Annotated in this window: 22 protein-coding genes; 13 read left to right on the plus strand and 9 right to left on the minus strand. The window is 53.7% G+C overall.

The window, feature by feature from the left end; all coding sequences use genetic code 11:
• Nucleotides 1–16 precede the first annotated feature (16 nt).
• The 3 genes from R6H26_RS01500 to R6H26_RS01510 all read left to right on the plus strand — a co-directional run bounded on the left by R6H26_RS01500 (nt 17) and on the right by R6H26_RS01510 (nt 3,153).
• On the plus strand, nt 17–1,825 hold the full coding sequence (locus R6H26_RS01500) for a peptidoglycan D,D-transpeptidase FtsI family protein (RefSeq protein ID WP_404787715.1): 1,809 nt from the start codon (nt 17–19) through the stop codon (nt 1,823–1,825).
• A 448-nt stretch (nt 1,826–2,273) separates the two neighbouring features.
• Nucleotides 2,274–2,771 carry a DUF5673 domain-containing protein gene (locus R6H26_RS01505; RefSeq protein WP_404787717.1) on the plus strand — a complete coding sequence of 166 codons (498 nt, stop codon included), beginning with the start codon at nt 2,274–2,276 and terminating at the stop codon, nt 2,769–2,771.
• 172 nt (nt 2,772–2,943) lie between these two features.
• Nucleotides 2,944–3,153 (plus strand): hypothetical protein, encoded by a 210-nt coding sequence (locus tag R6H26_RS01510; protein ID WP_404787719.1) that lies wholly within the window; start codon nt 2,944–2,946, stop codon nt 3,151–3,153.
• A 43-nt stretch (nt 3,154–3,196) separates the two neighbouring features.
• On the opposite strand, the gene R6H26_RS01515 is transcribed toward R6H26_RS01510, so the two are convergent.
• The 3 genes from R6H26_RS01515 to R6H26_RS01525 form a co-directional block, all read right to left on the minus strand.
• Nucleotides 3,197–4,648, minus strand: coding sequence for a YdiU family protein (locus tag R6H26_RS01515; protein WP_404787721.1), 1,452 nt, complete (start codon nt 4,646–4,648; stop codon nt 3,197–3,199).
• A gap of 89 nt (nt 4,649–4,737) precedes the next feature.
• Nucleotides 4,738–4,959 (minus strand): sulfur carrier protein ThiS, encoded by a 222-nt coding sequence (thiS, locus tag R6H26_RS01520; RefSeq protein WP_404787723.1) that lies wholly within the window; start codon nt 4,957–4,959, stop codon nt 4,738–4,740.
• A 65-nt stretch (nt 4,960–5,024) separates the two neighbouring features.
• Complete coding sequence (locus R6H26_RS01525) at nt 5,025–6,077, minus strand: thiamine phosphate synthase (protein WP_404787725.1); 1,053 nt, start codon at nt 6,075–6,077, stop codon at nt 5,025–5,027.
• 372 nt (nt 6,078–6,449) lie between these two features.
• On the opposite strand from R6H26_RS01525, the gene R6H26_RS01530 reads away from it, so the two are divergent.
• The 6 genes from R6H26_RS01530 (at nt 6,450) to ndhD1 (ending at nt 13,764) form a co-directional block, all read left to right on the plus strand.
• Nucleotides 6,450–7,652: a DUF3747 domain-containing protein gene (locus R6H26_RS01530; RefSeq protein WP_404787727.1), complete on the plus strand. Its 1,203-nt coding sequence runs from the start codon at nt 6,450–6,452 to the stop codon at nt 7,650–7,652.
• Nucleotides 7,653–7,866: 214 nt separating this feature from the next.
• Nucleotides 7,867–8,670, plus strand: a complete 804-nt coding sequence (locus R6H26_RS01535) for a YaaW family protein (RefSeq protein ID WP_404787729.1) — start codon at nt 7,867–7,869, stop codon at nt 8,668–8,670.
• A gap of 36 nt (nt 8,671–8,706) precedes the next feature.
• The gene (locus R6H26_RS01540; protein WP_404787731.1) at nt 8,707–9,450 is read left to right on the plus strand and encodes an NnrU family protein; all 744 of its coding nucleotides are present in this window, start codon (nt 8,707–8,709) and stop codon (nt 9,448–9,450) included.
• Between the two features lie 47 nt (nt 9,451–9,497).
• Nucleotides 9,498–9,878 (plus strand): thioredoxin family protein, encoded by a 381-nt coding sequence (locus R6H26_RS01545; protein WP_404787733.1) that lies wholly within the window; start codon nt 9,498–9,500, stop codon nt 9,876–9,878.
• Nucleotides 9,879–10,003: 125 nt separating this feature from the next.
• On the plus strand, nt 10,004–12,058 hold the full coding sequence (locus R6H26_RS01550; protein WP_404787735.1) for an NAD(P)H-quinone oxidoreductase subunit 5: 2,055 nt from the start codon (nt 10,004–10,006) through the stop codon (nt 12,056–12,058).
• 104 nt (nt 12,059–12,162) lie between these two features.
• Nucleotides 12,163–13,764 carry a photosynthetic/respiratory NAD(P)H-quinone oxidoreductase subunit D1 gene (gene ndhD1, locus R6H26_RS01555; RefSeq protein ID WP_404787737.1) on the plus strand — a complete coding sequence of 534 codons (1,602 nt, stop codon included), beginning with the start codon at nt 12,163–12,165 and terminating at the stop codon, nt 13,762–13,764.
• A 51-nt stretch (nt 13,765–13,815) separates the two neighbouring features.
• On the opposite strand, the gene R6H26_RS01560 is transcribed toward ndhD1, so the two are convergent.
• Both R6H26_RS01560 and R6H26_RS01565 read right to left on the minus strand, forming a co-directional pair.
• The gene (locus R6H26_RS01560) at nt 13,816–14,460 is read right to left on the minus strand and encodes a DUF1802 family protein (RefSeq protein ID WP_404787738.1); all 645 of its coding nucleotides are present in this window, start codon (nt 14,458–14,460) and stop codon (nt 13,816–13,818) included.
• A complete protein-coding gene (locus R6H26_RS01565; RefSeq protein ID WP_404787740.1) occupies nt 14,432–16,027 on the minus strand; it encodes a pentapeptide repeat-containing protein in 1,596 nt (531 codons plus the stop codon). The genes R6H26_RS01560 and R6H26_RS01565 overlap by 29 nt, the downstream gene beginning before the upstream one ends.
• 261 nt (nt 16,028–16,288) lie before the next feature.
• On the opposite strand from R6H26_RS01565, the gene R6H26_RS01570 reads away from it, so the two are divergent.
• Nucleotides 16,289–16,786 carry a hypothetical protein gene (locus R6H26_RS01570; protein WP_404787742.1) on the plus strand — a complete coding sequence of 166 codons (498 nt, stop codon included), beginning with the start codon at nt 16,289–16,291 and terminating at the stop codon, nt 16,784–16,786.
• Nucleotides 16,787–16,857: 71 nt separating this feature from the next.
• Here R6H26_RS01570 and R6H26_RS01575 read toward each other — a convergent pair whose 3' ends face one another.
• Entirely contained in the window at nt 16,858–16,977 is a 120-nt protein-coding gene (locus R6H26_RS01575; protein WP_404787743.1) for a photosystem II protein Y, read from the minus strand.
• A 155-nt stretch (nt 16,978–17,132) separates the two neighbouring features.
• Complete coding sequence (locus R6H26_RS01580) at nt 17,133–17,690, minus strand: gamma carbonic anhydrase family protein (protein ID WP_404787745.1); 558 nt, start codon at nt 17,688–17,690, stop codon at nt 17,133–17,135.
• A gap of 176 nt (nt 17,691–17,866) precedes the next feature.
• Here R6H26_RS01580 and R6H26_RS01585 point away from each other — a divergent pair, with 176 nt between their 5' ends.
• Both R6H26_RS01585 and R6H26_RS01590 read left to right on the plus strand, forming a co-directional pair.
• Nucleotides 17,867–18,379: a TIGR02652 family protein gene (locus R6H26_RS01585; RefSeq protein ID WP_404787747.1), complete on the plus strand. Its 513-nt coding sequence runs from the start codon at nt 17,867–17,869 to the stop codon at nt 18,377–18,379.
• A gap of 73 nt (nt 18,380–18,452) precedes the next feature.
• Entirely contained in the window at nt 18,453–18,923 is a 471-nt protein-coding gene (locus tag R6H26_RS01590; protein WP_404787749.1) for a VOC family protein, read from the plus strand.
• Here the strand turns inward: R6H26_RS01590 and R6H26_RS01595 are convergent.
• Nucleotides 18,920–19,798 carry a M28 family peptidase gene (locus tag R6H26_RS01595; protein WP_404787751.1) on the minus strand — a complete coding sequence of 293 codons (879 nt, stop codon included), beginning with the start codon at nt 19,796–19,798 and terminating at the stop codon, nt 18,920–18,922. The two genes, R6H26_RS01590 and R6H26_RS01595, sit on opposite strands and share 4 nt — an antisense overlap.
• Nucleotides 19,795–20,349, minus strand: coding sequence for a hypothetical protein (locus tag R6H26_RS01600; protein ID WP_404787752.1), 555 nt, complete (start codon nt 20,347–20,349; stop codon nt 19,795–19,797). Before R6H26_RS01600 ends, R6H26_RS01595 begins: the two co-directional genes overlap by 4 nt.
• A gap of 218 nt (nt 20,350–20,567) precedes the next feature.
• On the opposite strand from R6H26_RS01600, the gene R6H26_RS01605 reads away from it, so the two are divergent.
• The gene (locus R6H26_RS01605) at nt 20,568–21,560 is read left to right on the plus strand and encodes a phosphotransferase (RefSeq protein WP_404787754.1); all 993 of its coding nucleotides are present in this window, start codon (nt 20,568–20,570) and stop codon (nt 21,558–21,560) included.
• Nucleotides 21,561–21,686 lie beyond the last annotated feature (126 nt).

The following is a 21,686-nucleotide window of genomic DNA, read 5'->3' on the forward strand; positions in this document are numbered from 1 at the left end:
TCGAGTTTCTAAACGAATGAGTGTTTCTGCTGCTAAAAACGTCAAATCTCGCCGAGCCGAAATTGAAGATAGGCTTCGCAAGACTAAACCCATCAACCTTCCCGGCTACCATCAGCGGCTGGTCTGGGTCTGGCTGCTCTTATTTCTCGGTCAGTTTGGGTTGATCGGTCGGCTGATCTGGTTGCAGGCTAACCAAGGTTCGCAACTCCAACAAAAGGCACGGGCGCAGCGGACGCTCAAATTAGCGCCTAAAATGGCGCGACACCCCATTGTAGACCGCAATGGCAACCTTTTAGCGAAGGACGAGCCGACCTTCCGCCTTTTCGTCCATCCCGTGATGTTCAAAAAAACGAATCGGGAGATGGCAGCGGCACTGGCACCCATTGTCAAACTGTCTGAGGACGCTCTCATGAAGCTTTTCGAGAGCGGCAAGAGCGGTATTCCAGTTGCAAGCAACATTTCTGAAGCGCAAGCAGGCGAACTGCGAAAGTTGAATTTGGATGGTTTCGACTTAGACCAAGAATGGCACCGCGCCTATCCCCAAAAAGATTTGATGTCTTCAATTGTGGGCTATGTCGATGCCGAGCACAAAGGACAGGCCGGTCTTGAGTACAGCCTCCAGTCGTGGTTACAGGCTCAACCTTCTCTGGCTCCGGTTTCTGAAGATGGCAACGGCTATCTGTTGCCCGATCGGTTTCCGCTGCGCCCCCTTAATGCAGAGGAACTCAGTCTAAAGCTCACGCTAGATACGCGATTGCAGTGGTCCGCTACGACGGCGCTTCATAAAAAACTGAAGCAGTACAATGCGTTGCGCGGCGCTGTGATGGTGATGGATGTTAAGGATGGATCGCTGTTAGCGCTGGTATCCGAACCGTCCTTCGACCCTGCAACTTTTTACAAGGCGGATCCGGCATTGTTCAGGAATTGGGCGATCGCCGATCTTTACGAACCCGGCTCTACGTTTAAGCCCATTAACGTGGCGATCGCTCTAGAGGCAGGTGCGATCCAGCCCGATACAGTTGTGTACGACGAAGGCCACATTTCTGTAGGCGGTTGGCCGATTCAAAATAACGACGGCTCTGCCCACGGTGCCATTAGCATTACCAAGGTGCTGGAAGTTTCCAGCAATATTGGGATGGTTCACATTATGGAACGCGTGAAGCGGTCCACCTACTTCGATTTCCTCAAAAAGATCGGAATCGGCGAGCTGACGGGGACCGATATGCCCTTTGAAACGGCGGGCAGTATGAAGGACCGGGCGCAGTTTATCGATTATCCCATCGAGGCTGCCACCAATTCCTTCGGGCAAGGATTCTCGGTCACGCCCATTCAGATGGTGCAACTTCACGCGGCGATCGCCAATGGCGGCAAAATGGTGACGCCTCACGTCACCCAAGGGTTATTCGATCCGAACGGGAAACTAACATCCAAAACCGAACTGACCGCACCTCGCCGCGTCTTTTCAGAAGCGACCACGGCCAGCGTGCGGAAGATGATGGCCAGCGTTGTGGAGCATGGAACGGGACAGCCCGCCAAAATTCCGGGCTATCGCCTAGGAGGTAAAACCGGAACTGCGCAAAAGGCGGGCGGCGGTACCTATCGCAACGCTCGCATTACTAGCTTTGTAGCAACGTTCCCTGCGGAGTCGCCGCAGTACGTCGTGTTTGCTGTCGTGGACGAACCGAAGGGAGATGACGCTTTTGGTTCTACGGTGGCAGCGCCCATTGTCAAGTCTGTTATTGAGACCCTCATCAGCATTGAGGGAATTCCCCCCAGCCATCCCAACGAGCTTGGCAGACCTGCGGCAAGTTCAAAGCCTCAATAGGAAGGCCAAACAACTGTTTGTGCGGCTAAAGAGTAGTGTTGATGAATCGTTAAGAAACTACCCGTTTCAGCCCAATATTAAACAGACTTAATCCTAATCTTCTGTAATGAAGTGCGATTCTAAAATCCTCTCAGAATTGCACTTCAATATGAATATTTAGGAAATAAGATATCTCTTTTTAGTTAAGTAGATTTATGACGCAGAATGCCGTGGAGAAAATGCGATGATTGAGGTTTTGGTCCTCCTAATCTTCTCTTTAGTCATAATTCTGGGGATAAGTTATGTGATGACAGCAGATCGGATGGGTCATGAAGTTGCTAAAAGAGCAATGCGAGATGCCCTTATTTTGTTTTTATTATTGGTTCCTGTTTCTATTTTAACCCATTTACTAGGGAGATATGGTTGAATTGGTCCTCAAACTCTTTGTACTGCAATCATTCTTGTTTGGTTGCTGAGTTGGATTTTTCAGAAACAAGAGGCTGGTCTTTTACTTCTTGATATTGGTAGACTTGAAGAAGAAGGGATGTCCTATGTGGGCTTGGGTTTATTTTTTGCAGCGTTTGCCGGTTACAGTACTTGGCTATCCTTCTGGAAAACTTCAAGGGGATTTCTCCAATATGCCAGTTTGGGTACAGAAATATATGAACTGACTTTTTTATGGTCTATGGCTATTATTTGGATATCGCTGGGATTGAGTAGAATTGAATTTAGGGATAATGGTATCTGTATCTTATTCAGATTCATTTCATGGCAAAGGATCAAATCCTATAATTGGGAGCCATCCAAGCCTAATATTTTAACTATTCTCTATAAGCCGAATTTTCTTTTGCCGCCAATTTTCCCTTTATTTCCAACGTGGACGAGTTTGATTATTCCTCCACGCTATCGAGAGGCGGTCAATTGCATTCTCGACGAACGATTGCAAGATAAGCGCCTACTGCTTTGAGCGTGTAAGCGCTGCAAATACTTCGATACAACGGAACGCACTCAAGCAATAACCACTTATTCGTGCGAAATGATGCGCGGTAATGATGATTATCCGTCAATCTGCCGCTCAAAACCTGCCACACGGTAGAGAACGGATAAAACGCTGCCCACTACTGTGTAGGAGCAGTGTATTGGACCTTGAAGTGATTCCTTTTCTTCCCAACAAACAAGCGATCTACACGCCTCCAGAGCCAACGCCCTTGCCAAGTCCACCGATGCCAGAACCGCCGTTCCCGGAACCCAACCCGATGCCAGAGCCGCCGATGCCAGAGCCGCCGATGCCAGAACCACCGATGCCAGACCCTACTCCAATGCCGCAACCGCCAGTCACGATCGCCTGATGCCAGGAACGGTGGCTGTCCGACCCCGTAGATCTTGATGCCTTCAGGTTGGGAATTGCGCGAGCAAGTCGTAGAAAGGTTGCCAGTTGTCAGCAGTGGCGATCGCCTCCCATACCCGCTCGATTTCAGGTCGCACGGGGACCGTCAGCGGATTGTGCTGGCAGAGCCGTTCCGCGATTTCTGGCGTTTCTGATTCGGGATATTGCAAGAGCGCGCGATGGTAAAGCTGCCGCCAAGCGTCCAGCCGTTCGGCCCACTCCGGCTTCGCCAAATACTCCACCTCGCTGAGAATATGTCCCGCATCGGCATACCACAACCCTGAAAAGTTCTGGCGTAGGGCTGCAAAAAAATCGTGGTAGCCTACTTGAGACGCCTGTAAAAATTCCAGAGTATTGACCAATAGCGCCTCTGCTTCGGGCGTGTCGGCTTGCCCAAACCCTAGCTTTTGCATCATTCGCTGGCGGTAGGTGCTGTAGTAAGCCGCCTCAAACTGTTGCAGCCCCGCCTCCAGATCGGCGGCATCCATGACCATTCCCAAAGGTTTTTGGAGCATTTCTAAATTCCAGCGGCAGATGCTGGGCTGATTGCCGTAGCTGTAGCGACCGTAATAGTCAAAATAAGCCGCTGCAAACTTGAGGTCGTAGGTTTGGATGAAGGCAAACGGCCCGTAGTCAAAACTTTCTCCGGTAATCGACATATTGTCCGTATTGAGCACCGCATGGCAGAATCCCACAGACATCCACTGCGCCACCAACTCTGCCGTGCGCCGCACGAGTTCGGCATAGAACTGAGCGTAGCGATCGGGGTTGCTGGATAGATGGCTGTAGTAAGTGTCAATGACGTGATCTAATAGCTTGCGAATGAGATCGGGTCGCTGGACTGCATGAAGCCGCTCGAACGTGCCAAATCGGATGTGGGAGCGACTGAAGCGTACCATCGTCGAAGATCGAGTAGGCGAAGGTTCGTCTCCCCGCCAGAGCTGTTCTCCCGTTTCAATGAGGCTCAAACATCGAGAAGTTCGCACGCCGTAATGATGTAGCGCCTCAGACGCAATGACCTCGCGTACCCCGCCCTTGAGGGTAAGCCGCCCATCGCCGCCGCGAGAGTAGGGAGTAGTGCCGGAACCTTTGGTCCCAAAGTCGTATAACTCGCCGTCCAGACCCCGCACTTGACCGTACAAGAATCCGCGTCCATCTCCCAATCTGGGGTTGTACTCCCCAAACTGGTAGCCGTGATACCGCATTGCCAAAAGCGGGCTGCGGCCCCGAAACTGCCCGAAAGCTTCGATAAAGTCCTGGTCGGCAACCTGTGCGGGGTCTACGCCAATCTTTTGCAAAACATCTTCATTGCGAAACCGAAGAATATGCTGCGGAAATTCGGCTCCGACCACCGGATCTGCGTAGTCGTCCCCCAAGGATTCGAAGGCGGGCTCGTATTGCAGCGACCAGAGCGAGCTGGGTTGCTGTTGCACATCGACGTCGTTTGCAGCAGACATGGGCGGGGAGGTTTCGATAAACTACGATCGCTACTCTACAAGATCTGCGAGCCGGAGGTACTCCCACTAGAGGCGACTTCGGTCTCTCCCTAGCCGCCCCCGACGATCGTGACGATTTCGAGGCGATCGCCTTCTCGGACGGGGGTCTCGTCCCAAAACTGACGATGCAGAATTTCGCCGTTGTACTCGATCGCGATGAGTTTGGGGTTCAGGTCGAGCTGTAGGAGTAAGCTCGGTAAGTATTGGGCCTTAGGGCAGGTATGTGGATTCCCATTGACTTGAATCGCGACTGTATCCGATTGCGCCATCATGATCGATTTGGCCTAAGTTAACGTTTGGATTGCGGATAAAGCCATCCTGAAAATAGTTTAGTTCCTCAGGCAACGTCCGGTGTGGGATGCATTAGCGGCGCGCCTTCGAGTTGAGCGATTATCTGTCGAGCCGCCTGGGCCGGATCTGCCGCTTTCATGATGGCGCGGACGACTGCAACTCGTTCCGCCCCTGCGGCCATAACCTCAGACAAATTCTGCCCGTCAATGCCGCCAATTGCAAACCAGGGCAGCGTGGAATGGGCGGCGGCATATCGCACGTAGTCCAGCCCTGCCACGGCTTTATCCGGTTTGGTGGGTGTGGCGCAGACGGGTCCCACGCCAACGTAATCCACCCCTTCCTGCATCGCGCGCGCCAGTTCCTCTGGATTGGTGGTCGAGCGCCCAATGATGCGATCGCTTCCCAGTAAGCGGCGTGCCGCCGCAACGGGTAAATCCTGTTGGCCCAGATGCACGCCATCTGCTTCTACAGCTAAAGCCAGATCCACGCGGTCGTTCACGATGAATAGGGCTTGGTATTGATGGCACAGCGATCGCAGCATTTTCGCCCGTTCGAACCGGATGGGGTCATCCGAATCCTTGTCGCGGTATTGCACCAACCTCACGCCGCCTTCTAATGCCGCTGCGACGGTTTCGTTTAGCGCGTCGATCTCCATCGTCACCAGGCAAAGTTTCGCCTGCTGAAGTTTGTGTCGTCGATTGGAAAGTAGGAGCTTGCTTTCTAAAGTGTAGGTTTGATAGCGCATGCGTTTGCAGGCTGTTCCCATCGCCGGGTCGCAAACCTTGCCGTACTCTTCCAGCACCCGCAGCGCCTCTTGAACGCGACAGAGATTGGCTTGCAGCACTGCTGGAATATCTGCCCGCACTTGCTCGCGGGCGTGGGTTAAATCTGTCCCCACATCTCCGGGCGTATCCCGTGCCGCTCGAAACTCGCTGCGATGCCAGCGGCCCAACTCCTGGCGCAACTGTTTGCACAGCGCGGCCAAGGCCGGGTCGTCCAAGCCAAACCGACACCACTCCTCAACCACCCTCAGGCCCTCGCGCGCCCGATCCAAATTGGCATCTAAAATTCGAAAGAGCGGGACATTTGGCATCGTCATGCCATCCAATTACCCCAAATTACGCAGATCTAAAGCCTGTTTCATATCCTAACAGCGAGTGTATTGATAGCTCAGGCAGGACCGCTGGGCATCCTAACTGCAAGAGACCTGCCGCCACCCTCGGCACCGACTCGAGACAGTGCGTCAAACGTACTTCAACCTATTGACAAAAAGCTTGAGTAAGTTAATCATTTCATGACGTAGAATCACATCATTTACGGTAATATCTTCGGTGCCTTTGGTATATTGCTTCGCAACCGTATTGTTCCAGATCGGCTTAGGGCTGCGTATCGATTCCTGAAATCCATTTGTCGCACCGCCCTCAGCGCAAATATCTCGTTTTCTACCTTACCCCCAGGAGTGCGATCGCCCATGAAGCCCTCATCCGTCGTCTATACTACAGCCCTGCTCTGGAGCGTTGGCTTTGCCATGTCTCATGCGGTGTCGCCTGCCGCTGCCGCTGCTACGTTCGATCAAAAAGACATGGAGCAAGAGCGCGTCATTGCAGTTGCGGTTCCCCTGGCTCAAGGCGCTCGCTACAACCTGTTAATCCTAGAACAGCTTTCTAATGCAAAACAGTGCTGGCAGGCAAATCCCGGCAATCCTGGCACCATCGATCCCCTCCTGTTAAAGTTCGACTTCACGAATATTTGCGGGCGCAGCACCGATAGCAATGGCTATTCCGTTCGCATTGCCGGACAGGACAAGGGGATGGACTATCGCCTTTCTATTGCAAAAGAAAACGACCGCCTGGTTCTATTAGCAGTTCCCTCTCGCAATTCCCAAGAACCTACCCTAGAGATTGCTCGCTCGGAAAACCTCGCAGCAGGTTTTTTAAAACTTCAGCTCAACCCAGAGTGGCGATTTACCAAGCGCGCCTACAGCGGTAAGACCCTCGGTCACATTTATTTAACCCGCGATTCTTCCACCGGTGGAAACTACATAGCAGCCAGACCAGGAACATCTGCAAGCCGCTCTGCCAGCAATTCGCAATCGCTTGGGGTGTCTCCCTCCAGATCCAGCCTGCAAACTCAACCGCAGCGCAAAACCATCTTCAGCGGGGGCTTAGCGCCTATTACAGCTCCCATCCAAATTCCCGTCCCCGCGCCCACTGGCTCTCAACGCCTACGTCAGCCTCCCATTTTTACCGCTAGGGCGGTGAGTACTGCTCCTTTAGAGAACGATCGGAACGGCCTTCCCAACCTGTCGGCAGGGGTATTGCCCGTGCCCACCTCAAATATCCCCATGGGTAATGCTGGCCACGAATCCGACATCATTACTGCAAGTACCCCCAGCCTCAACCTCAATGCAATGGCACCCGGAATGGCAGGCGGCGGTGCTGCAGGCGCTCCCTTTCAAATGGCGATGGTCAATCCAAAATATCGCGTCTTCGTCAACGCGACCGATCGAAACCAACAGAAAATGGTCAAAACATTGGTCCCTGATTCGTTTCGATCGTCCTATCAGGGTCGACCCATGCTCCAAGTCGGTGCGTTTCAAGATCGCGCCCAAGCCAATGAAGTCATCGATCTGCTGAACCGCAACGGCATTAACAGCATCCTTGCGGGTGAATAGTCAAATTGAAGGGCCATAGCCGCCAAGCTAAAGTTAGCGATAGAATGCTGACTAGCTTGGCTGTTGTAGGCTGGGTAAAATATACTTCTCTCATCTCGCGCGAACCGAATTAACGGTTCAGCCGCCAGACTTTTATTTCAAAACCTTTGCATCATAAGCTTTTTAACTCAATTTTTCAAAATAAAGTTGATTATCTACGATTCGGTAAAAATGAATGGACGAACTACGGGTTGTGCTTGAGCTGGCGACGGAAGACGAGCTGCAAGACCTGACCGAAATCCTGTTTCGGCGTAAATTTAATCCTTTAGACTACCTACAAGGTCTCGATCCGATTCACGTTGCCAGGCGAAACCGAGCTCAGTGGCTAGATGCAATTGAAGATCGCTTTCGGTTTTTGGCAGCCGATGGATTTACGGTATTGAAAGGGGGTTCCCATGCGGTGACCTATCGACAGGTTTTAGTCAGGGTTTGCCGTCACCTCAAGCTGAAGTTTTCTCCATTGCTCTCTACGACAGATATAGAAGCTGAAATTTTTCTGCACTTGATGGAGCGCGCTTGGAAAAATATTCCTGCCAAGGATCGACGCGATCTGGTGCAGCGGATTGGCGAAGCGCTTCAGCAGTCGACGTCAGAACCCCTGCCGCTGACCTGTAACTCGGAGCCGCTCCGCTTGATGGTCGAAGGTGGTAGCGCTCTAGCCTTCAGCTCTGTCATGCGCCCGATCGTATTGCGTCAGATCGCCCGACAGTTTGCCCTTTATTTTTCGACCTATCAGTCTGCGGCTCATTTATCCGGTTCTTTACTGGTTCAAGCGGCTCGTCAAGGAGCTGCTTCTACTGCTTTGCGCTATGCCACCACGCGCAGCTTATTTGCAGCCCTCAGCAGCGCCTTGTGGATTGGTTTTGCTGTCGATTTGGGCTGGCGGGCGATCGCCACCAATTATGGCCGCATCATCCCTATTATTTTTACTCTGGCTCAGATCCGCCTGACGCGCTCAGAGTGGGCTTATGCCACCTAAGGCGATTGGCTTCAAGTTCCCTCAACGCGCGCGACAATGCCTTTAGCTTTCACCGATCCCCTTCTCGATCCCCACAGTTGGTTGGCTGTTTCCCATTTCGTCATGCTTGGACTCATTGGCGGATTTGCCTTGGCCCATAGCGGGCTGGCGTCGCTTCGCCTAGAGGCCGAAAAGCGAATAGGGCCGCGTCCCTACCGCGTTATATTTGCCCTGGTCAGTATTGGTCTTGCTGTAACGCTGCTTGTTTATTTTTTGAACCATCGCTACGATGGCGTCCAACTCTGGCAGGTCCAGGGTCAACCCTGGGTGAAGCCATTTGTATGGGGGCTATCTGCTATCTCTTTTATCTTTTTGTACCCTTCTACCTTTAACTTGCTCGAGATTGCCGCAATTCAGCAGCCAAAAGTGCATCTTTACGATACCGGGATCGTTCGCATCGCGCGGCACCCTCAGATGGTGGGGCAGGTCATCTGGTGTATTGCTCATACGCTGTGGATTGGGACCACCTTTACCCTGGCAACCTCCTTAGGGCTGATCGGCTATCACCTCTTTGCCGTTTGGCACGGGGATCGGCGGCTCTCGATTCGCTATGGAGAGGCCTTTGAAAAAATTAAAGCGCAGACTTCGATCGTTCCCTTTAGAGCCGTCTTGCAAGGGCAGCAAACCCTCAAGTTTCAGGAGTTTGTCCGGCCTGCCTATTTGGGGATCGCTGCCTTTATTGGATTATTTTGGTGGGCTCATCCTTGGGCGATCCGTGCAGCGGGGAGCATTCACTGGTAGCATGATCCCTAAAGGTTTAATAACATCTTTTGGACTAAAAGGGTCCTATGATTGCATCCATCGGTGAAAAAGCGTTTAAAGAAGCAGTTTTAAGCTCTCCAGTCCCGGTTTTTGTGAATTTTTGGGCACCCTGGTGCGGGCCTTGCAAGATGGTCGAACCCCTCGTGCTCCAGCTTCAGGATACAGCGGAAAAGCCTGTAAAGGTCTTTCGGGTCAATGCGGACGAAAATTTTTGGCTGGCTAAAAACTTTAAATTGACCAATATTCCGACAGTGCTCTTGTTTTATAAAGGAAAAGTGGTCCATCGTTTAGAGCACGTGAAAGGCCGCGAAGAGGTCTTGCAGACGCTAGGGGCGGCTCTGGAGTCGATCGACCTTCAAGAGGATTCGGCACAGGCGAGCCAGTCGCTTCAGTCGCTGCCGGCTTGACCGATTGACTGAATTTTGCTCGGGATTCTCCATCTTAAATTACAGTTGCCTTGTGAAAGAGTGTGTCACAATGGGACTGTTTTCTGCTTGGAAACCTACGAATTGATGTTTCAGCAGCGTAAGTGATGGAAGCTTTATATGAATATGCCTGGCTCATCCCAGTCTTCCCGCTCCTGGGCGCGATGCTGGTGGGTTTGGGCTTAATCTCGTTTAACCGCGCGACGAACGCACTGCGGCAAATCAATGCAGTGTTGATTATCTCGTTCCTCGGCGCGGCGATGTCAATGTCCTATGCGTTGTTGTGGAGTCAGATCCACGGTCACGAAGTTTTTCTGAGTACGTTTGAGTGGGCGGCGGCAGGAACGTTTCGCCTCACGATGGGGTATACCATCGATCACCTGACAGCCATGATGCTAGTGGTAGTGACGACCGTTGCGTTTCTGGTCATGATCTACACCGATGGCTATATGGCTCACGATTCGGGTTACGTCCGATTTTATGCCTATTTGAGCCTGTTCAGCTCTTCCATGTTGGGCTTGGTCATCAGCCCCAATCTGGTCCAGATCTACATTTTCTGGGAACTGGTGGGGATGTGCTCTTACCTCCTCGTTGGGTTTTGGTACGATCGCAAGGCGGCGGCAGATGCGGCCCAAAAGGCGTTTGTAACCAACCGCGTGGGCGACTTCGGCCTTCTGTTAGGGATTTTAGGGCTGTTCTGGACTACGGGCAGCTTTGACTTTCAGACGATTGGCGATCGCCTCCAGGATCTCGTCGCCAGCGGTCAGCTCAGCATCGTCGTCGCCAGCATCTTTGCCATCCTGGTGTTTTTAGGACCCGTGGCCAAGTCGGCCCAGTTTCCTCTCCACGTCTGGCTTCCAGACGCCATGGAAGGTCCGACGCCCATCTCGGCCTTAATTCACGCCGCAACGATGGTGGCGGCTGGCGTGTTCTTGATCGCGCGGATGTATCCCGTGTTTGAGGGATTGCCGGGTGTCATGAGCTTGATTGCCTGGACCGGGGCCGTCACCGCCTTTATGGGCGCGACCATCGCTATTACCCAAAACGACATTAAAAAGGGGTTGGCCTACTCCACTATTTCCCAATTGGGCTATATGGTGATGGCCATGGGCATCGGGGCCTACTCTGCTGGCCTCTTCCACCTCATGACCCATGCTTTCTTCAAGGCCATGCTGTTCTTGGGGTCTGGGTCGGTGATTCACGGTATGGAGAGCGCGGTGGGTCACAACCCGGCTTTGGCTCAAGACATGCGGATGATGGGGGGGCTGCGCAAGTACATGCCCCTGACGGCTTCCACCTTTTTAGTGGGCTGTCTTGCCATTTCTGGAATCCCGCCTTTTGCCGGATTTTGGTCAAAAGATGAGATTTTAGGGCAAGCCTTTGCCGCAAATCCAGCCCTCTGGTTGGTGGGATGGTTGACGGCTGGAATTACGGCTTTCTACATGTTTCGCATGTATTTCACTACCTTTGAAGGCTCTTTTAGAGGTGGAAATACCAAAATTCAGGAGGCGCTCTTGGAAGGCAGCCCGTCCGTTCCCGCTCTGGCCTTTGGCCCTGGTGCTATGGATCCGAAGGAGTTGGAGGGCGGCCACGATGACGGCCACGGTCACTCCGGTTTGCCCCACGAGTCGCCCCTCACCATGACGCTGCCGCTGCTGGTTTTGGCAGTCCCTTCTCTTCTGATCGGGTTGCTGGGAACGCCGTTTAATAACTACTTTGAAGCCTTTGTTTACGCCCCTTCCGAGACTGCTGCCGAGGCGCTCAAAGCCGCAACGGAAGCTGACTTGCCGGAATTCTTAGTCATGGCGGGCAATTCGGTCGGGATCTCTCTGATCGGCATTACCTTAGCTTCGCTCATGTATTTGCGACACAAGGTCGATCCGGCGGCGATCGCCGCTAAGTTCCCGTCCCTGTACGAGTTCTCCCTCAATAAATGGTACTTCGACGACGTCTACGAGTCGGTCTTTGTGCGCGGCACCCGTCGCTTAGCCAGACAGGTGTTGGAGGTAGACTATAACGTCGTCGATGGTGCGGTTAACTTCACGGGCTTTCTGGCCGTCATTACGGGTGAAGGGCTGAAGTACTTTGAAAACGGTCGGGCGCAGTTTTACGCCCTTATTGTTTTCCTTGCGGTTTTGGGCATCGTCATTGTGGCGGCTTAGGGCCGCATACGCTGGGTGCGGAACGACGCGCTTCTCACCCAGCGCTAGATTTGATTTGAAGATTAATATCCCTACTGTTTTGTGAGTGTAACGGGCTTTTTCCTATGACGCTTACCCAGTTTCCTTGGCTGACGACCGTTATTTTTCTGCCCATTGTGGCCTGTATTGCCATTCCTTTTATCCCGGATGAAGCGGGTAAGGGTAGACCGATCCGGTGGTACGCCCTTGTTGTGGGGTTGGTCGATTTTGCGCTGATCGTGACGGCCTTTTACACCCAGTACGACTTTTCAAATCCGGGGATGCAGTTGGTCGAGAGCTACGACTGGATCCCGCAGATTGGCCTGAAGTGGTCCGTCGGGGCCGATGGCGTGTCCATGCCGCTAATTTTGCTGACGGGGTTCATCACGACTTTGGCGATTTTGGCAGCGTGGCCCGTCACCATGAAGCCCCGCCTGTTTTACTTCTTGGTGCTGGCCATGTACGGCGGGCAGATCGCGGTCTTTGCCGTGCAGGACATGCTGGTGTTCTTCCTGGTTTGGGAACTGGAGCTGATTCCCGTTTACCTGTTGCTGTCCATCTGGGGCGGCTACAAGCGGCTCTACGCTGCGACCAAGTTTATTCTGTACACCGCAGGCAGCTCCCTTTTTATCTTGGTGGCAGCCCTGGCGATGGCCTTCTACGGCGATACCGTCACCTTCGACATGCACGCCCTGGGACTCAAGGAATACGGTCTCACCTTCCAGCTTTTGGTCTACGGCGGTCTGCTCGTGGCCTACGCTGTCAAGTTGCCGATCGTGCCGCTCCACACCTGGCTGCCGGATGCCCATGGAGAGGCAACCGCTCCCGTTCACATGCTGCTGGCCGGAATTTTGCTGAAGATGGGCGGTTACGCGCTGATTCGCATGAATGTGGAGATGCTGCCCGCTGCCCACGCCTACTTCGCGCCCGCTCTAGTGGTGCTGGGCGTGGTCAATATTATCTATGCGGCGCTGACCTCCTTCGCCCAGCGCAACCTGAAGCGCAAGATTGCCTATTCCTCGATTTCTCACATGGGCTTCGTCTTGATCGGGATTGCCTCCTACACTGACTTAGGGCTGAGCGGGGCGGTCTTGCAGATGGTCTCCCATGGGTTGATTGGAGCCAGCCTGTTTTTCTTGGTGGGGGCCACCTATGACCGCACCCACACGCTGATTCTAGAAGAGATGGGCGGCGTCGGCAAAAAGATGCCCAAAATCTTTGCCATGTTTACGGCTTGCTCCATGGCCTCCCTGGCCTTGCCTGGGATGAGCGGATTTGTGGCAGAGCTAATGGTTTTCGTAGGCTTTTTTACCAGCGATGCCTACAGCGTCACGTTCCGCCTCATCGTGGTCTTCTTGGCCGCAGTTGGGGTCATTTTGACGCCCATTTACCTGCTCTCTATGCTGCGGGAAATCTTCTTTGGCGCTGAGAACAAAGAGTTGGTCGAGCACGAGGTTTTGACCGATGCGGAACCGCGCGAGGTATTTATCATTGCCTGTCTGCTGGTTCCGATTATTGGGATTGGACTGTACCCGAAAATTATTACCCAAATCTACGACTCTAAAACCCTAGCGCTGACAGACCGCATGCGAGCTTCCGTACCTTCCTTGGTGAAGGTTGCAGCTGCTAATGGGGCGATCGCCCCAAAAGTAAGCGTACTTCCCGCGCAGGCTCCCATTCTCAAGTAGATACTTTCCCGGTCCCCAAAAAGCGCCATCGTTCAACAGCGATGGCGCTTTTTATGGCAGTTTGCAGGATTCGAGCTTAAAATCGCCTTTGACCGCTTGCATGGCCCGCTCGATCGCCTCAAGACGGACTCGATACTCTGGATCGGATAGCGCGGCAATGGAGTGCTGCGTAGAAATGGCTGGTTTTAGGTCGATCCACGATCGGCATCCGGCTTGCAGGGGCGATCGCTCTAAATCAATGGCTGCGGGCAGTCGATAGGTGCGCAGGAGAAGGGCTTGGATGGGCTGCGACGATCGCCACTTGAGCCGCTCTATGACAAAATCTACCGTCCAAATGTGAAACGGCATCAGCGCTGCAATTTCGACCTCAGCGCCCAACTCAAATCCGTGAGTGATGCGCGCCCAAGTATCGATCTGAAGGGTTGGCTGAAGGGTTGGGGCGGCATCCGGCGGCACCAGCCGATCGGGCTGCTTGAGATGGCGAGCCACCTGATGTTCGTAGGTCGGAAACAATGCAGCCCTTTGAGGGAGCGTGGCAAACGGACGAATGGGATCTCGGATTCCGCCCTTGCGCAGCAGCAGCACCATTTCCCCAGAGCGAAGGGCTGAAATGGCGATCGCCCATTCCTTCAGCGCTCGGTCCAGGAAGTTGTCCTGTCCGCGAGACCTACCAAAGCCCTCTGCCGCGTTTGCCATTGGGTAAAATTGTCATCCAATTGATATGCGCCAAACTGAGTTGCGAAAGATTCAACGTCGCGCCCGTCAAATTTGCGCCGCACAAATTTGCGCCCCTCAAGTTCGCGTTGCTGAGGTAGGCGCTGCTCAAATCGGCGCCGCGCAAATCGGCCCCCTCTAAATCGGCATAGCTGAGATAGGCATCTTGTAAATTGGTATGGCGTAGATTGGCATTGACCAAACTTGCCTTGCCTAAATTTGCGCCGTTGAGATCGGCTCCGCGCAGGTCGGAATTTTGAAGCTGCGCCTCATGAAAGATAGCGCTTGGAAGCTGAAATCGAGACAGGGACAAATTGCTGAGGTCGTGGCCGCTAAAGTCTCGCTTCCCTTGACCGTAGGCTTGCTGTAGCCCTTGAGGGCTGAGCTTGATAACGCTTTTGCGGCCACCGGATCCGGTTTGATCCGTCGCGCCCGCACTGGGCGCGCGCGAAACGGACTTGCGCGGCGCAATTTTAGAGAACGAGCCAGCCATCGGATCCTGCGCGCCCGCACGAGCTGCAGAGGGTTGGGAGGTACGCCCGCCCAAGCCGCTGCCTGCCGTAGTGGAGCGCTGGGTCGGACGTTGAGGTGCGTAAGTGGAGGTGCCGCTAGGTGAAGGGGGAGGCGGTGCTGCTGGCGCATTGGCAGCAGCTTGTAGTTCGTCTAGCGCTTGGGAGACCTCTCTAGCATTTTGGTAGCGATCGCGCAGAGAGACCTCTAGCATCTTCTCTAGAAGCCTCTGGAACCGAGGGCTGATCTGCACTCGGTTTTGCCATTCCAGTTCTCCAGTGGCTTGATTGTAGTTCAAATCCTTAGGAGACTTGCCCGTTAGAAGATAAATGCAGGTGATACCCAAACTGTAAACATCGCTGGCGTAGACCGGTCGCATGGCCATCTGTTCCGGCGGTGCAAAGCCAGGAGTGCCTACCGCAAAGGCGGTGAGGGTGGTGTGGTCGGGATTGTTGGCTGCGGCCTGACTGACTTGATCCTTGACCGCGCCAAAGTCGATCAGCACGAGCTTGCGATCGATGCTGCGGCGGATGATGTTGGCGGGTTTGATGTCTCGATGGATCACCTGTTGCTGGTGGAGATAGTCCAAAATAGGCAGTACTTCTCGCAGCACTTCCTTCGTCATTGGCTCGTCAAAGGGTCCAGAGCGGCGCACTTCTTGTTGGAGGGTGGCCCCGCTGACGTATTCTTGAATCAGGTAAAAATCTTGACCCAACTCGAAATAGTCGAGCAGTCGCGGGAGCTGCGGGTGGTTGCCAATCTTGCCCAGGGTTGCCGCTTCTCGCTGGAACAGCTCCCGCGACATTTCTAGGATGTGAGCGGCATTGAGCACGGGGCGGAGTTGCTTGATTACGCAGGTGGGTAAACCGGGCAAGCCTTCATCTACTGCTAAAAAAGTGGTTGCAAAGCCCCCGCGCCCCAAAATGCGGCTAGATCGATAGCGATCGCGCAGTAGCAGCGTTGCTCCACAGGTCTGACAGGCAGTAGCTGTGGGGGCATTGTTGGGGTTGTTACAGTCGGGATTCAGACAGTAGCTCATTCAGCATTGCTCGAGTAAGTGAGGCAAAAGTAGCGATTCTGTCGGCTGTAAACAAGGCGACATGGATCCCAGTCAAGTTGGCTTTTTGAGGGTCCCGATTAACTCAGCAGAACGAAACAGCACGGACTAACAAGCTGCCGTAATAAATTATTCCCTATTTACTACTGTAAATGAACCATTTCCCTTTACGAGGTTCATACTAAATTCATTCAGCATCGTTCGTCTGACATTCTGCTGCATCTGCGAGTGAAATCGTTTGCCATGAAGGTACTCCAACATACTGCCATTCATTTGACCATCCAGGAACGCTTGCTCGGTTTAGAGCTACTGAGCGTTGCGACAGGTTTCACGGGCATTTTTATGTTTTTCCTGTTCGAACCTCCCGTCGATTGGATTGGGGCTTTTTGCATTGCCCTCAGCAGTATCTTTATGGCGCTCGTGCCTGCAGAGACCCTCACCTTCGATAAGGTTCAAAAAACGCTAACTATTCGCAAGCGCCATTTATTGCGTCAAAAAATGACGCGATACCCGATCTTGGACGTAGCGGCAGTAGAGATCGATACGCTAGACGTCCTCGGAACGCGCTTCTATCGCATTCAACTTAAAACGATTTCCGGGCAGCAACTTGCAGTCTCGCGTACCGCCAGTACTGACTGGCAGCAGCAGCAGAAAATTGCCCGGCACATTCGGAGATTTCTAAACCCACCTGCCAATCGCGGCCCGATGGACGCGCTTCCGTCCACCAAGCTGACCGCATAAAAAAACGCCTGGCCCGCTCCAGGGTGCCAGGCGGTGTCTGTAGGAAATGGAGCCGATTAGGAATTACGGATTTACTTATTCAACATGCCGTTGAGCTGCCTGAGCGCGTAGGGCAAAATATTGCGCCCAGCCCAACCAGCCGCCAACAGTAAAGGCAAAAGTACGATCAAAATCCGAAAGTCAAAATCCATTGCGGTAGACCTCACGTAAAGCTTTTTTCAGAATTCTCTCTCTATTTTCCTACACTCGGATGGTTTTAGAGCGGCGACTTGTGCCGTTTTGCGACAAAAGGTCAGAGGTATTGAGGCGAGACAACCAGATCTCGATCGAAAATTTGGCACGGCTATCAGGCGGATGCGAACCCGAGGTCAGTCCCGCGACCGCTGTGAACGAGGGCCAGCTTTTCATACCGTTGAGCGTGGTCTATTAACTCGCGGGCTTCTGCTTCTTCAACCTCCCGCAACGGCTTCGCGGGCACCCCAACCCACAAACTGCGCGGCGGTACCGATTTAGAGACGACAGCTCCCGCCCCAATAATGCTGCCCGCCCCAACCCGCACCCCGTTTAGGATGACCGCCCCCATGCCGATCGAACTCCCGCGCTCGATATAGGCAGAATGAATTACGGCGCGATGGCCTACGGTTACGTAGTCTTCTAAAACAGTTGGCTGTCCCAGATCGCCGTGCAGTACGGCTCCGTCCTGAACGTTACTGTGCGCGCCAATTTCAATGCGCTCCACATCCCCGCGCAGAACTGCTCCGTACCAGATACTGCATCCCTCTCCCAACGCGACTCGTCCGACAATCGTCGCATTTGCTGCGACAAATGCAGCTTTGGAGAGATCCGGTGCGGTCCAGGGGTGAGGACTCTCCTGAAGGGATTGGTGCGATACGGGTTCGATCATAGAAGCGCTAGAAAAGTTCTACATGTATATTGAGGGTAGAGCTATAGATATCGTATCGAAGATTTTAACAGCTCTAGAGATCGCCGCTATCATTGCATCCCCCCTGTCCTGCAAGAACCTGGTTATAATAGGGCCAACCTCGACGATGGGCAACCTTTTATTTAGATTAGCCCTCCATGATGCACGCCGTCCTGCAATACCCCATCTTTGGGCCGGAAATTCAGTGTCCGCATTGCCGTCAGTCCTTACCTGCGTTGATGCTGACAGACACTTATCTGTGCCATCGACATGGCGCGTTTGAAGCAAACCCCGAAACCGCAGAGCTGGTCCATTTACAGTCGGGTCGTCACTGGCGTCAGTGGGAAGGAGAATGGTATCGCCAGCACACGCATCCCGATGGGATTCGCTTTGAAATTCACGAGGCCCTCGATCGCCTCTATGGCGAAGGGTTTCGCGCGACTCGCGTGGTCATCGCCCAACGCTATCGCGATCTCATTAGTGCCTATTTAGAACGTGCAGTTCCCGTGGCCAAAAACAACGAGCGGGCTGGATTGTTGCGTCTGTACGGTTTGCCCGTCGAGTTCGGACCGGATCCAGACGAGTCGCCGCAGTGGAAAGTCGTTAATTTTTTGCTCGATAAAGAGCCTGGATTGCCGACCCATTCGCCTTATTCTCGTTTTTTTGATTAGTCGGGGTGCAAGGTATGCGCGCCCCTACAATGCGGTAACTTTTTTTCTGGAAATCGCTCTATGCGTTGACTTTATGCGCGGACATCACATGTCGATTCGCACCTCGGACATTCATCGGGCGATCGCCTTCTACGAAACCCTCGGTTTTGCGGTGCGGGAACGATTTACAACGGGCTACACCCTTGCTTGCTGGATGGAGGGCAAGGCCGGACGGTTGGAGCTTATCGAGATTCCTCAGCCCCAGCCCGCCCCCGATGCCTTTGGGAACGAACGTTATGTGGGTTACTATCACCTGTCGTTTGACCTGACGGCGGATCTCGAAGTGCGAACTCCCGGTGCGACGCTTTCCCTGGAAGACTGGCTGAATCGATGGCGATCGCAACTCCTCGAAAAATCGCTCCCCTTCGTCGTTTTACTGCTGCCCCAAGTCCAGACCATTGGCGAGACCACCTATCGCGTTGCCTTTGCAGCAGACCCCGATGGTTTGCCCCTTGAGTTTTTGCATCAGATCGATCCGGCCCTCGCAAGTTCCGAACGGGGCTAAAGCTGGCGCAATCCGACAGCCAATCCCTCGCAGATACTCGCCATTTTATTGAAGTTCAGCGTTTCGATGCGATCGCTCGGTTTGTGATAGTTGGGGTTGCGCAAAAAAGCCGTATCTGTGATCATCATGGCGCGATAGCCGCGATCCCAGAAGGGCGAGTGATCGCTAAAACGCGTTACTTTTACGAACTTTCCCCCATCGATCGCGGGGAGCCACTGACAGGGTACCCCCGCGCTGCGGAAACGGCGACTGAAAGACAGCAGGTCGGGAAGGGCGGTCAGGTTGCCCACTAAGGCAATGAAGTCCCCGGTTGAGGGATAAAAATACCGGAGTCCGGGCGGGTAAAGTTGAGAATGAGGTTCCGTGCAAAAGTAGCCCAGCATTTCGAGGGAAATCATCAGCCGAATCGGTTCGCGATCTCGCCAAACCTGGGCTGAATAAGCATAGCTGCCTTTGCGATCGTATTCTTCAAGGTCAAAGGCCACGAGGCGAATCGGGCGGCGAGCGGGCTGCTCCGCAAACAGGCGGGCTAGCTCTAGCAAAACCGCTACGCCGCTGGCATTGTCATCGGCTCCAGGCGTTCCGGGGACGGCATCGTAGTGGGCACCCACTAAGATCGTGCCCCGATGGGCGGGATGGTTCGAGGTGCCGGGAAGGTTGAGGACGAGATTGTGATGCAGCCGCCCGCTCGCCTGAAGCGTAAAGTCATGGCGCTCTACAGTCCCCCATTGCCCGAATTGGGTTCGAATGTAGTCCTGCACGAAAAAGTGACCTGCGGTGGCAAAGTAGGGGTCTCGTTCCCTTGCCAATTGGTGCAAGCGATCTTGCAAGCGAGCCACCAAGGCCTCATCGGGTGATGGGGCGACTGTTTTCACGGTGCCGTTGCCGCTACTGCCGGGAAGACCGAGCGCAACTGGTGGGCGATCGCCTCCTGTTGCTCCGAGTCATACCCCCATCGCTTCAGAAACGCTGCGTAGGGACCGATATTGGCCGCAATTCCCTGCCACAGACCTTCAGCATCGGTTTTGAAATAGTCAAACCCCAACTGCTCCATCAAAGCCGCCGTCCGTCGCTGCACTCGGGCAGATTGCGCGGCTTGCTCTGGATTGTTGTTACGGCGATGGGCGATCTCCATCGCCGCAGACATCGCGAGATTTTTGACCAACAGCTCGCTGACTGCGGCTGGAGCGGTCTGGAGCGCCGGAAGAACCGCAGGCACGAGTGCCTCAACCAAAGCCCGCGCATCCGTTAGGTACGCTACAAAAAAGCCCCGCGCTCCATTGTGCGTTGCTAGGAGTTTCGCGACCGCAGTCTCCACCTCAGCAGGGTCTGGCGTTGCTTGCTCCGCGCGATCGAGGAGGGTTTGCGTGAGGGCAATAGCCGCTTCAAAGGTAACGGAGTCAGGGACTTCAAGCGAATTAGGCACGAGCGACCGCTCCGCAGAACGACTGTACTATTTGCACTTTAGCCGATCGCAACAGAGAACAGACACCATCCCCTGCTGGATCTGCGCTCAAAAAAATCCCCATCCGCCCTCGCATTTGCTGATTACGATACAATTTCGCAACTGACCTCCCCGTAAGCTAGAAATTACGTTGGGCAAATCGCGTCTTACATCAGCAAAAGGGAAGGTTATCAAAGGCTGTGCTGACTCAAACTATCTTTCCTGTCACGTACTCGACTCTGGCCTGCGAAGCCCTCCAGCGCCAAATTTTGCCTTTGTTTGGGGTAGGTCCGGTGGTGCAGTGTCACTTCTGGAATCGGGGACTGAGCGATATTTACCTCGTAGAAACGCTGACAGCGCGGTACGTGCTGCGGATTTCCCACACCCACTGGCGCACCAAGTCCGAAACGGAGTTCGAGCTAGAACTGCTGAATTATCTCAAACGTTGCGGCGTTCCGGTTTCGGCTCCGCTCCACGCAACCGATGGCAATCTATTTGTCGAGATTCGCGCGCCCGAGGGATTTCGCTATGCCGCACTCTTTCCCTACGCACCAGGGCGGATCCCGATTGGGGATTTGAGCGTCAAGCAAGGATATAAGCTTGGGGAGGCCGTCGCACACTTGCACGAGGCGGCGGCTGAGTTTTACAGCTGCGCCCATCGCCAGCCGCTTTCCCTCGAGTACTTGTTGGACGAGTCCTTTGGCGTCATTGAGCCGTACCTGCGCTTTCGCTCTGAAGACTTAGCTTACCTGAGAAGCACGATCGACCAAATTAAAAATCGGCTTTGCGATCTGCCGCAACGTTCCCCTTACTGGACGATCTGTTGGGGCGATCCGCACAGCGGTAACGTCCACTTCACTGCCGACAACCAGCTCACGCTGTTTGACTTCGACCAATGCGGCTATGGTTGGCGAGCCTTTGAAATGGCAAAATTTTTACAAGTTTCGATTCGGACCGGGATTGCCCGTAAAGTCCGGGATGCGTTTTTCCAAGGCTACCAATCTCGACAAGTTCTAACTCCCTTAGAGTTGGAGACACTTCAACCATTTACGCAGGCGGCCCATCTATGGAATTGGTGCATCGCGCTAGAAGCCTCTAAGATTCACAGTTGCAGTCGCCTAGACGAGTACTTTTTTATGAGCCGCCTCCAGCAGCTTAAAATGCTGCAAACTCCGGAGTGGCAGTTATTCTAGCCTTTGAATAGCTCTTGAAGGCAAGTCGGTCGGAGTGCGGGCAATATCCGTCTTAAAGCAGAACGACTCGAGCAGAAGATGCTTCGAGCCCGATCTCGGAAGTATTCCTTGAGGCTGACAAGGCGA

This window comes from Altericista sp. CCNU0014 (genome assembly GCF_044923475.1).
In the GTDB taxonomy this organism is placed as follows: Bacteria; Cyanobacteriota; Cyanobacteriia; order Thermosynechococcales; family Thermosynechococcaceae; genus JAAURS01.

Bases quoted from the DNA above. Each gene is read 5' to 3' on its own strand.
- R6H26_RS01500 (WP_404787715.1), top strand. From the start codon at position 17: ATGAGTGTTTCTGCTGCTAAAAACGTCAAATCTCGCCGAGCCGAAATT.
- R6H26_RS01515 (WP_404787721.1), bottom strand. From the start codon at position 4,648: ATGTCTGCTGCAAACGACGTCGATGTGCAACAGCAACCCAGCTCGCTC.
- thiS (WP_404787723.1), bottom strand. From the start codon at position 4,959: ATGATGGCGCAATCGGATACAGTCGCGATTCAAGTCAATGGGAATCCA.
- R6H26_RS01525 (WP_404787725.1), bottom strand. From the start codon at position 6,077: ATGACGATGCCAAATGTCCCGCTCTTTCGAATTTTAGATGCCAATTTG.
- R6H26_RS01530 (WP_404787727.1), top strand. From the start codon at position 6,450: ATGAAGCCCTCATCCGTCGTCTATACTACAGCCCTGCTCTGGAGCGTT.
- R6H26_RS01535 (WP_404787729.1), top strand. From the start codon at position 7,867: ATGGACGAACTACGGGTTGTGCTTGAGCTGGCGACGGAAGACGAGCTG.
- R6H26_RS01540 (WP_404787731.1), top strand. From the start codon at position 8,707: ATGCCTTTAGCTTTCACCGATCCCCTTCTCGATCCCCACAGTTGGTTG.
- R6H26_RS01545 (WP_404787733.1), top strand. From the start codon at position 9,498: ATGATTGCATCCATCGGTGAAAAAGCGTTTAAAGAAGCAGTTTTAAGC.
- R6H26_RS01550 (WP_404787735.1), top strand. From the start codon at position 10,004: ATGGAAGCTTTATATGAATATGCCTGGCTCATCCCAGTCTTCCCGCTC.
- ndhD1 (WP_404787737.1), top strand. From the start codon at position 12,163: ATGACGCTTACCCAGTTTCCTTGGCTGACGACCGTTATTTTTCTGCCC.
- R6H26_RS01560 (WP_404787738.1), bottom strand. From the start codon at position 14,460: ATGGCAAACGCGGCAGAGGGCTTTGGTAGGTCTCGCGGACAGGACAAC.
- R6H26_RS01565 (WP_404787740.1), bottom strand. From the start codon at position 16,027: ATGAGCTACTGTCTGAATCCCGACTGTAACAACCCCAACAATGCCCCC.
- R6H26_RS01570 (WP_404787742.1), top strand. From the start codon at position 16,289: ATGAAGGTACTCCAACATACTGCCATTCATTTGACCATCCAGGAACGC.
- R6H26_RS01575 (WP_404787743.1), bottom strand. From the start codon at position 16,977: ATGGATTTTGACTTTCGGATTTTGATCGTACTTTTGCCTTTACTGTTG.
- R6H26_RS01580 (WP_404787745.1), bottom strand. From the start codon at position 17,690: ATGATCGAACCCGTATCGCACCAATCCCTTCAGGAGAGTCCTCACCCC.
- R6H26_RS01585 (WP_404787747.1), top strand. From the start codon at position 17,867: ATGATGCACGCCGTCCTGCAATACCCCATCTTTGGGCCGGAAATTCAG.
- R6H26_RS01590 (WP_404787749.1), top strand. From the start codon at position 18,453: ATGCGCGGACATCACATGTCGATTCGCACCTCGGACATTCATCGGGCG.